Source organism: Streptomyces sp. 8L (genome assembly GCF_020176795.1).
Classification (GTDB): Bacteria; Actinomycetota; Actinomycetes; order Streptomycetales; family Streptomycetaceae; genus Streptomyces.
Map to the genome: position 1 here is coordinate 4,837 of NZ_JAIUKE010000490.1, position 3,690 is coordinate 8,526.

General features: G+C 70.3%; 1 protein-coding gene. It reads right to left on the reverse strand.

Translation table 11 applies throughout. The features are described 5' to 3' along the window. Nucleotides 1–148 precede the first annotated feature (148 nt). A partial coding sequence (locus LCE31_RS32120; RefSeq protein WP_225020667.1) for a multifunctional oxoglutarate decarboxylase/oxoglutarate dehydrogenase thiamine pyrophosphate-binding subunit/dihydrolipoyllysine-residue succinyltransferase subunit occupies nt 149–3,690 on the reverse strand: 3,542 nt, incomplete at its 5' end.

Below are 3,690 nucleotides of genomic sequence, written 5' to 3' on the forward strand. Positions count from 1 at the left end.
GCGCCTTTCTGACCCGGGGTCGCCACGGGATGGCCCCCGGCCCGTTGTACCGGCCCCCCCCCGCCCGGGGGGGGGCCCCCGGCCCCGCCCCCCCCCCCCCCCCCCGGGGGCCCTTCAAGCACTCGGGCACCGAGGCGCCTCGGGCGCCTCAGGCGTCGAACACCTCGTTGACCAGCTGCTCCTGCTCCTGCTCGTGGCGCTTCTTCGAGCCCACCGCGGGGGACGAGGAGTGCGGGCGCGAGATGCGGCGCAGACGCTCGTCGTGCGGGACGTCGGCGCCGACGGCCAGGTCCAGGTGGTCGATCAGGTTGAGCGCGACGAACGGCCAGGCACCCTGGTTCGCCGGCTCCTCCTGCGCCCACAGGTACTTCTCCGCGTTCGGGAACTTCGCGATCTCGGCCTGAAGCTCCGCGCCCGGCAGCGGGTACAGCCGCTCCAGGCGGATGATCGCGGTGTCCGTCGCGCCGCGCTTCCTGCGCCCGGCCTCAAGGTCGTAGTAGACCTTGCCGGCCGTGAAGACGACCTTGCGGACCTCGGCCGGGTCCACGCCGTCGTCGCCGATCACCGGACGGAAACCGCCGGTGGTGAACTCCTCGACCTTGGACTGCGCGGCCTTCAGCCGGAGCATCGACTTCGGGGTGAAGACGATCAGCGGCTTGTGGTGCGGGTTGTGCACCTGCCAGCGCAGCAGGTGGAAGTAGTTCGACGGCAGCGTCGGCACGGCCACGGTCATGTTGCCCTGCGCGCACAGCGCCATGAAGCGCTCGATGCGCGCCGACGAGTGGTCCGGGCCCTGGCCCTCGTAGCCGTGCGGCAGCAGCAGGGTGACGCCGGACGTCTGGCCCCACTTCTGCTCGGCGGCCGAGATGTACTCGTCCACGATCGACTGCGCGCCGTTGACGAAGTCGCCGAACTGCGCCTCCCACATGACCAGCGCGTTGGGCCGGGCCAGCGAGTAGCCGTACTCGAAGCCCATCGCCGCGTACTCGCTGAGCAGCGAGTCGTAGACGTTGTAGCGGGCCTGGTCCTCCGTCAGGTACTGCAGCGGCGTGTACTCCTCGCCGGACTGCTGGTCGACGAGGACCGCGTGCCGCTGGCCGAACGTGCCGCGCCGGGTGTCCTGGCCCGCGAGGCGCACCGGGGTGCCCTCCATCAGCAGCGAGCCGATGGCCAGCGTCTCGCCCGTGCCCCAGTCGATCGTGCCGTCGTCCACGGAGGCCGCGCGGCGCTGGAGCTGCGGCATCAGCCGCGGGTGGACGTGGATGCCGTCCGGGATGTTGACCTGGGACTCGGCGATCCGCTTCACGACCTCCTGGGAGACCCCGGTCGTGACGCTGACAGGGAACTCGGCCTGCGCGTCCGGGACGACCGCCTCGGACGGCTGCGACGTGGCCTCGCGGACCTCCGCGAAGACCTTCTCCAGCTGCCCCTGGAAGTCCTGGAGCGCCTGCTCGGCCTCCTCGAGCGTGATGTCGCCCCGGCCGATCAGCGACTCGGTGTACAGCTTGCGCACCGAGCGCTTGTTGTCGATCAGGTTGTACATCTGCGGGTTGGTGAACTGCGGGTTGTCGCCCTCGTTGTGGCCGCGGCGGCGGTAGCAGATCATGTCGATGACGACGTCCTTGTTGAACGCCTGGCGGAACTCGAAGGCCAGCCGCGCGACGCGGACCACGGCCTCCGGGTCGTCGCCGTTCACGTGGATGATCGGCGCCTCGATCATGCGCGCCACGTCCGTCGCGTACATCGACGAGCGGGACGCCTCGGGGGCGGCGGTGAAGCCGACCTGGTTGTTGATGACGATGTGCACGGTGCCGCCGGTGCGGTAGCCGCGCAGCTGCGACATGTTCAGCGTCTCCGCGACGACGCCCTGGCCCGCGAAGGCCGCGTCGCCGTGCAGGGCGACCGGCAGGACCGTGAAGTCCGTGCCCGCCTTGTTGATGATGTCCTGCTTGGCGCGGGCGATGCCCTCGATGACCGGGTCGACGGTCTCCAGGTGCGACGGGTTCGCGGCCAGCGACACCTTGATCTGCTCGCCGTCCAGGCCCGTGAACGTGCCCTCGGCGCCCAGGTGGTACTTCACGTCGCCGGAGCCGTGCATCGACTTCGGGTCGAGGTTGCCCTCGAACTCGCGGAAGATCTGCGCGTACGACTTGCCGACGATGTTCGCCAGCACGTTGAGCCGGCCGCGGTGGGCCATGCCCACGACGACCTCGTCGAGGCGCGACTCCGCCGCCGCGTCCAGCACCGCGTCGAGCAGCGGGATGACGGACTCGCCGCCCTCCAGCGAGAAGCGCTTCTGGCCGACGTACTTGGTCTGGAGGAACGTCTCGAACGCCTCCGCGGCGTTCAGGCGGCGCAGGATGCGCAGCTGCTCCTCGCGCTCCGGGTTCGAGTGCGGACGCTCCACCCGGTCCTGGAGCCACTTGCGCTGCTTCGGGTCCTGGATGTGCATGTACTCGATGCCGATGGTGCGGCAGTACGAGTCGCGCAGGACGCCCAGGATGTCGCGCAGCGTCATCGTCGACCTGCCGGCGAAGCCGCCGACGGCGAAGTCCCGCTCCAGGTCCCACAGCGTGAGGCCGTGCTCGGTGACGTCGAGGTCGGGGTGCTTGCGCTGGCGGTACTCCAGCGGGTCCGTGTCGGCCATGACGTGGCCGCGCACCCGGTAGGAGTGGATCAGCTCGAAGACGCGGGCGGCCTTCGTGACGTCGTCGTCGTGCGACGCGTCGATGTCCTTCATCCAGCGGACCGGCTCGTACGGAATCCGCAGCGACTCGAAGATCTCGTCGTAGAAGCCGTTCTCGCCCAGCAGCAGCTGGTTGATGATCCGCAGGAACTCGCCGGACGCCGCACCCTGGATGACCCGGTGGTCGTACGTCGAGGTCAGCGTCATGACCTTCGAGATGCCCAGCTGGTTCAGGGTGTCCTGCGACGTGCCCTGGAACTCGGCCGGGTACTCCATCGCGCCGACGCCGAGGATCACGCTCTGGCCGGGCATGAGGCGCGGCACCGAGTGGACCGTGCCGATGCCGCCGGGGTTGGTCAGCGAGACCGTGACACCCGAGAAGTCGTCCATCGTGAGCTTGCCGTTGCGGGCGCGCCTGACGATGTCCTCGTACGCCTGCCAGAACTCGAAGAAGCCGAGTGTCTCGGCCTTCTTGATGCCGGCGACGACGAGCTGGCGGTCGCCGTTCGGCTTCACCAGGTCGATCGCCAGGCCCAGGTTCACGTGCTCGGGCTTGACGAGGGTCGGCTTGCCGTCCTTCTCGGTGAACGAGTGGTTCATCGCCGGCATGGCCTTGAGGGCCTGCACCATCGCGTACCCGATCAGGTGCGTGAAGGAGATCTTCCCGCCGCGGGCGCGCTTGAGGTGGTTGTTGATGACGATGCGGTTGTCGAACAGCAGCTTCACCGGCACCGCTCGCACGGACGTCGCCGTGGGCAGTTCGAGCGAGGCCGCCATGTTCTTCGCGACGGCCGCGGACGGGCCGCGCAGCGTCACGTACTCGGGACCGGGCTCGGCCTCGGCGGCGGGCGCGGGCTTCGGGGCCGCCTTGGCCGCGGGCTTCGCCGGCTGCGCGGGCGCCGTGGGGGCCTGTACGGGAGCGGACGGCGCGGGGGCCGGAGTCTCGGGCGGCGGCGCGGCGGGGGGGGGGGGGGGGGGGGGGGGGGGGGGGGGGGCGGGGCGGG